The 6101-nt window shown below is 63.3% G+C and carries 6 protein-coding genes and 1 pseudogene; 2 read left to right on the top strand and 5 right to left on the bottom strand.

Features of this window, described 5'->3' with window-relative positions; all coding sequences use genetic code 11:
• A pseudogene (locus A2J03_RS31260) lies at positions 1-422 on the top strand (TetR family transcriptional regulator); the annotation flags it as partial.
• A 25-nt stretch (positions 423-447) separates the two neighbouring features.
• Here the strand turns inward: A2J03_RS31260 and A2J03_RS22215 are convergent.
• The gene (locus A2J03_RS22215; RefSeq protein ID WP_068378324.1) at positions 448-1011 is read right to left on the bottom strand and encodes a dihydrofolate reductase family protein; all 564 of its coding nucleotides are present in this window, start codon (positions 1009-1011) and stop codon (positions 448-450) included.
• Between the two features lie 198 nt (positions 1012-1209).
• Between A2J03_RS22215 and A2J03_RS22210 the strand changes: the two genes are divergently transcribed.
• Complete coding sequence (locus tag A2J03_RS22210; protein ID WP_068378322.1) at positions 1210-2163, top strand: hypothetical protein; 954 nt, start codon at positions 1210-1212, stop codon at positions 2161-2163.
• A gap of 55 nt (positions 2164-2218) precedes the next feature.
• Here A2J03_RS22210 and A2J03_RS22205 read toward each other — a convergent pair whose 3' ends face one another.
• The 4 genes from A2J03_RS22205 to A2J03_RS22185 form a co-directional block, all read right to left on the bottom strand.
• The gene (locus A2J03_RS22205; RefSeq protein WP_068378328.1) at positions 2219-3502 is read right to left on the bottom strand and encodes an MFS transporter; all 1284 of its coding nucleotides are present in this window, start codon (positions 3500-3502) and stop codon (positions 2219-2221) included.
• A gap of 38 nt (positions 3503-3540) precedes the next feature.
• The gene (locus tag A2J03_RS22200) at positions 3541-4179 is read right to left on the bottom strand and encodes a GyrI-like domain-containing protein (RefSeq protein WP_068378320.1); all 639 of its coding nucleotides are present in this window, start codon (positions 4177-4179) and stop codon (positions 3541-3543) included.
• Positions 4180-4730: 551 nt separating this feature from the next.
• On the bottom strand, positions 4731-5570 hold the full coding sequence (locus A2J03_RS22190) for an SDR family NAD(P)-dependent oxidoreductase (protein ID WP_068378316.1): 840 nt from the start codon (positions 5568-5570) through the stop codon (positions 4731-4733).
• Entirely contained in the window at positions 5567-5911 is a 345-nt protein-coding gene (locus A2J03_RS22185; RefSeq protein ID WP_068378313.1) for a nuclear transport factor 2 family protein, read from the bottom strand. Before A2J03_RS22185 ends, A2J03_RS22190 begins: the two co-directional genes overlap by 4 nt.
• Positions 5912-6101 lie beyond the last annotated feature (190 nt).

The following is a 6101-nucleotide window of genomic DNA, read 5'->3' as shown; positions in this document are numbered from 1 at the left end:
CCGAGATCGTCGAGCGAGAACAGGATCCTGTCACCACGCTCCGCGAGCTCATCGTTGCGGCATTCGTGTCGCTCGGACCTCATCGTGCGGCGATCACCGTTATCCAGAACGAGCGGAACTATCTGTCCCAATTCCCCAGGTTCGCCTATCTGACGAAAGCCGAAACCGACGTTCGCCGCATCTGGATCAAGGTTATCGAGGACGGCATTGCGCAGGGCAAGTTCCGAGACGATCTCGACCCGGTGATCGCCTACCGCTTCCTGCGCGACTCGGTGTGGGTCGCAGTCCGCTGGTTCACTCCGTCCGGAAAGCTCAGCGCCGAGCAACTCGCGGATCAGTATCTGCTGCTGGTGATGGAAGGCCTACAGGCTTCGGGGAGCAAGAAGTCGAGACCCACCGCGAAGCGGACAACGAACAACTGACGGTCCCGGCGCGCCCGCCCGGCACCTACCGAACGACGTCGAAGACCTGCTTCTGCACACCGTTCCCGTACGTCTCGTGCTCCACGAGAACCAGTTTCGTCGTGTCCTTGTCGGCATCGCTGAACAGCCGCTTTCCGGCTCCGAGCAGCAGCGGGAAAGTCAGCAAGTGGTAGCGGTCGACGAGGCCCGCGTCCGCGAGACCGTGTCCGAGCGTTGCACTCCCATGCACGGCGATAGGGCCGCCCTCGGTCTGCTTGAGAGCCGCGACCTCGTCGAGTGAACGCAGAATCGTTGCCGGCCATCGGGAGTCCTCGCCCTCGAGCGTCGTCGACACCACATACCGAGGCATCGCGTTGTACCCGGCGAAGTCGTCCATGGTCGGCCAGATCGGCGCGAACGCCTCGTACGACGTCCTGCCCAGCAGCAGTGCGGTGGTCTCTTCTTGCTCGCGGCCCTTTATTTCGTAGGCCGCTGCATCGAACTCGACGTCTCTGAACGTCCACCCGGAGTTGCGGTAGCCCGGCTCGCCACCTGGGCCTTCCATTACTCCGTCGAGGGATACGAAGGCGGTCACGATCAGAGTGCGCACGGGGAATTCTCCAAAGCTCTAGGTCGACGGCGGCAAAGGCGAATATTACGGCGTCGACCACGTCCTCGCTCTGCTTGCTGAGATGTAGGTCACGTTCCACCTCGGGGTTTGGCGAATTTACCGGCGGGTAACGCGACCTGGAGTGCCTTGCCCGAGTACAGGCACTGCTGACGACCCATTCGACCGAAGGAGCGCACGATGACTTCATCAACACTGCTCGCACAGTTGCGGGCCGTGCTTCAACTGACCAATACCGAAATCCAGATCGCCGAGACTCGCGTCGTGCAGGCACGAACCGACGCCGTTCGGGCAGAGCTGACGCAGAATGCGTCGAATGGCCGCGCTCGCGCAGACGCCATCGAATCGACCCTCCGCGACCTCGGCGGCCTACCCGACGTTGTCGGACCGCTTGTCGGTCGAACCCTGGCATTGTTCAAGACCCTCGCCGAGCAGGCCCAGCCGTTCGACGAAGCGCTACTCGGCGATCTGGCACTCGAGCAGCAGCTTCTCGGCAGATCGAAGTACGTCAAGGCCCTTGCCACAGCTGCGAAGGAACCTGCCGCAGTGGCCCTCGCAGACCGGCTGATCAGGGCACACACTGCCACGGTCGAGTGGCTGGAGACAGTCCTCGCGGAGGACGCGCGCGGTGGTCCCGCAGCATTGCGCCGGACCCCGTTGCAGGCTGCGGCCGGCGGTGCCGTGAAGATCGTCAACGCGCCCGCCGCCTGGTCTGCGCGCGGACTCGACCGTGCGCTCGATGCAGCAAGCTCGACTCCGAACCGTCTCGGTGAGCTGCTCGGCCGGGGCGCTCATGCAAGTGACATTGCGGCGCGGACGCTGGCTGCCAGCCGAGATGCAGCGTTGGAAGCTGCCGAGGACGTCACCCGTGAGGAGGGTGTCGACGGCGTTGCCGACGCCATTCACTCGGCCCGCGCGGCCGGTGGAATCCTCGACGCCGACGAGCTTCCGATCGAGGACTACGACACGCTCAACGTGTCCGAGTCCGTCGCGGCGATCAAGGACCTCACCGATTCGAGCGACATCAGGACGATCGTGGCCTTCGAGGAAGCACACAAGAACCGCCATGGCGTCATCTCGGCTGCCCAGACGCGGCTTGCGTCCATCGCGCAGGACGTCATTTCGGTCGACTGATCCCTTGCCCTCTACGGTCCGGCCCACATCGTCGATGTGGGCCGGACCGCTTGGATCACCGGCGTGACCCAGATGCGCGCGCTGCCACTACCTCTTTCAACCCGCTCGGTCCGACGCCTCGGTCCAATGCGATCAACAGGGCGGCGCAGCCGATGCCCGACAATACGAGCGCAACGCAGAAGAGCGCGGTGAAGCCGAACATGTCACCCACGATTCCGGCGGCCAGCCCGGCGATCCCCTGCGCGAACACGACTGCGCACGCAACCAGTGTGTAGTCGCTCCCAGCGAAGCGCTTGTCGGCTGCATCCATCATGAGCGCGAAGATCGCGACGGTTGCGGCACCACCGAGCACATGCTCGGCAATACTGGCGGTCACCACCAACGAAAAGCCGCCGATTCCCAACGACGCGATTATGTACAGCCCGAGACTGAGGGTCTGAGTCACACCACCGACCAGGAGGGCGTGTCGCCGTCCGAAGCGGAACGACAACCACGCGCCGAGACCGGCACCGACGAGGGCAGCAACCGACGACAACCCGCCATCGACGAGAGCGATCTGGCCGAGAGTGAGTCCGCTGTCGGACATGAACGGCCCGACCAGTGCGGATCCCATCGAGTTGCCGAACTTGAAGCCTGCGATCAACAGGATGAACGCGACCATGCCTGGTCGACGCAGTCGTGACCACCACGTGACCGCAAGACGGGTTGCGGATTTTTCTTGGGAGCGATCCTGCGTTCCGGTCTCGGCGTCTGCGGCGTCGAGTTGCGCACGCAGCCGCCATACCGGGATGGTTGCGAGAATCAGCAAGGCTGCCATCGCGATGAACAGCGCTCGCCACCCGGCAAAGCTGAACAGCCACAACAACAGTCCCCCTCCGCACACCATGCCGATCCGGTACGCGCCGACCTGAATGCCGTTGCCGACACCCCGCTGCTGCACGTTCAGAAGGCGCACCGCAGTTCCGTCGGTCGCGACGTCCTGCGTGGCGGACAACAGATTGACGAGGAAGATTCCGACGAAGAGCCATCGAAGTGTGGTGGACAGGTCCAGCAACGACAACCCGAGTGCGACGCCGGCGGACGCGAGCTGCAAGGACAGCAGCCACCGTCGTCGGGTTCCGTATCGGTCCACGTAGGGCGCCCACAAGAACTTCAGAGCCCACGGCAGGAAGAGAACACCCGTTGCGCTGATCTTCACCAACGAGTATCCCGACTCCCGCAATACGACAGGGAGAGCTCCGGTGAAGAATCCGAAAGGAATCCCTTGCGCGAGATACAACGCGCCGAGCAGTGTGAAAGTACCGACCGTGAAGGTGTTCGGTCGCAACGCCTTCGTCATGCCGGACATCGTGTCAGAGCGGGGACCGATGCGCTCGCTCACGGGTTGTCGACGCTGGAAACCTTCACTTCTTCGATCGGCTGCCGCAGAATCGTGCGCAATTTGGCCGGGTCGACCCGTCGTGGATCACTCAGATAGATTTCGTGATGGCGCCCGGTCATCGTCGCGCCCGCTGCCGGAATGAACTCGTCATGCAGGCGACGCAGAACTTCGGCCTCGTCGTCGTACGAACCGACATGCAGAGTCTGCACACACCGTCCTTCGCGAAGGGTCTCCATTCGTAGATCGACGTGAATACTGTTGTGTCGTTTGGCTGCCGACTCCGCCACCGCCGTGTCGAACATGTCCTGCTCGATCCAGTCGGGCACCATGTTCAACACTGTCCAATTCCACTGCGACTTGTCCCGCTCGGCGGTGAAGACATCCATATTCGACGCCCACCAGAGCGCTTCGAGGGGCATGACGACATAGTCTCGGCCGAGCTCGTTCTTGCTGAGGAATTTGAGTGCATATGCGACCGGATAGACGGCCGCTATGGCATCGGCGTAGCTCTGCGCGGTGTTCGGGTCACCTCGCCCATCGACCATCACGTACCGAAGCGGCGGAACGTCGACGATGTCGAATGCGCCGCGCCTGGCTGTGTAGCACGCAAGTGTCTTCTTGAAATCGGTCTTCATCGACCACCATTGCTCTTCATCGACCACCCACGCTACGGAGTCGGCATGGCCGACGACTGTGGCGAAGACGTTAGTGGAGGGACGAGGCGAGCGCAAGGTTCGCGCGGCTGAACCACCTGGCCAAATGGACGTTGGGATCGGACTTCGACGCTCCGCCCTCAGATGCCGTCAGGGCCCACCGGCGCTGCGGGAGCATCGAATTCGATGGTGCTGTCGAGTACGTGGTCGACGCGATCTGCCCACCCCGCGAGCGCGGCGCGGGGTGTTCGAGTGCTTCTATCTCCTTCGCAACCCTGAACTGTTCGCAGCGAATGTGTCGGCGAGGGCGTCGGGGTCGTCGTGGCGGTCAAGGTCGTTGCTGGCCGAGGCCGCGAGAGCGGCACGCGTACGCCCTCTGAATTGCTGGGTGGTGAGTGTTCTCGGGTTGCGGCATCTGTTGCCGTGGAGTGATGGCGGCCAAGTCGTCGAGGACGACCTGGCCGTCATCACCGTCGGTTCGGTTGGCTAGTGCACCGTATGGGTCGGTATCGGATTTTGCTTCGGCGGTCCGGCTAGGCGGGGAAATCCGCGCTACGAGATAGCGTTTCGTTCGACCGCATGTCGCCCAAGTTCTGTTCCAGCGCGTCGATCACGGCGTCGTACCCGCTGTTGCCCAGTATCAGCCGGCGTGGCGGCGGGTCCTGAGCCATCGCTGCGATCACCGCACGCGCACCGCGATGCGGATCGCCCGGTTGCACCCCGTTCATGTCGACGAAAGCGGCACGGACCTGTTCCAACATCTCGTGGTATTCCGGAATCGCCTCCGCGACGGGTTCGTCGGCGAATCCGGCGTAGGCGTTCGTACGGAAAGCCCCTGGTTCGACAGCCAACACAGAGAGGCCGTGCCCGGCGACCTCCTGGCGCAGCGCATCGGTGACGGCCTCGATCGCGTATTTCGTGGCGCTGTAGTAACCAAATCCAACCGCCGCCAGAAGCCCGGCCACTGAGGATACGTTGACGATCCACCCGCTTCCGCGGGCGCGCATACCTGGTAGCACTGCGCGCGTCACGGACAGAACGGCGAAGAAATTCAACTCGAACATCGCCCGTATCGAAGTCTCGCTCATTCCCTCGATCGATCCGTACCAGCCGCGGCCGGCATTGTTGACCAGCACGTCGATACCCCCGAAACGCTCCTCGGCTGTTCGTACCGCCTGCCGTACCTGTGTCGCGTCGGTGACATCCATGGGCACGACGAGAACGCGGTCACCGTACTCCTCGGCCCACGACGCCAGCTCCTCGGGACGCCGGGCGGTGAGTACCACGCGGTCCCCCGCCTCCAGCGCCACCTCGGCGTACGCCATGCCGAAGCCGCCTGGTGTGCCACCGGTGATGAACCATCGCTTGCTCATGGCTCGATCACCAACCTGTCGATCAGCGCGCCGTCCAGCGTGAAGCGGTAGTGCAGGTCGACGACTCCCCCAGGGAAGTTGCCTTCCAGGTGCTGCTCGACGTCGACAGTCGTGCCGGTCGTGGTCGCTCCGGTGAACTCAGTTGTGTAGGTGTATTCACTCTCACTGACCGAGGCGCTCAGCCAGGCCTCGATCTCGCCGCGGCCCGAGTGGTCGCGGCCCTCATCGGTCACCACAGCATCCGCGGTGAACACGGTAAGCGCTCGAGCGCCTTGTCGGGCGTCGAGTGCGGTCATGAACCTCTTTACGTTGTCCGGGAGTCCATCCCATTCTGTGGTCATGACCCCACGGTGATGCCTCCCCTAAGGGGAAGGTCAACACCGGGTCGGCACTGGCATCCGTACGCGACACTCGGTCCCGGCTTCCTGTTGACCTTGCCCTAGTAGTACTTTGTTAGGTCGGCGTGTCGGCTCGAGTTTTCCGTCGATTCTCGAGACCATTCGTGGATGGATACGTCAGAACTCGACGAGG

It is taken from the genome of Rhodococcus sp. EPR-157, assembly GCF_001647195.1.
GTDB lineage: Bacteria > Actinomycetota > Actinomycetes > Mycobacteriales > Mycobacteriaceae > Rhodococcoides.
Note: the sequence above shows the minus strand (reverse complement) of the source record. Positions and strands in the feature narration are given on the sequence as shown.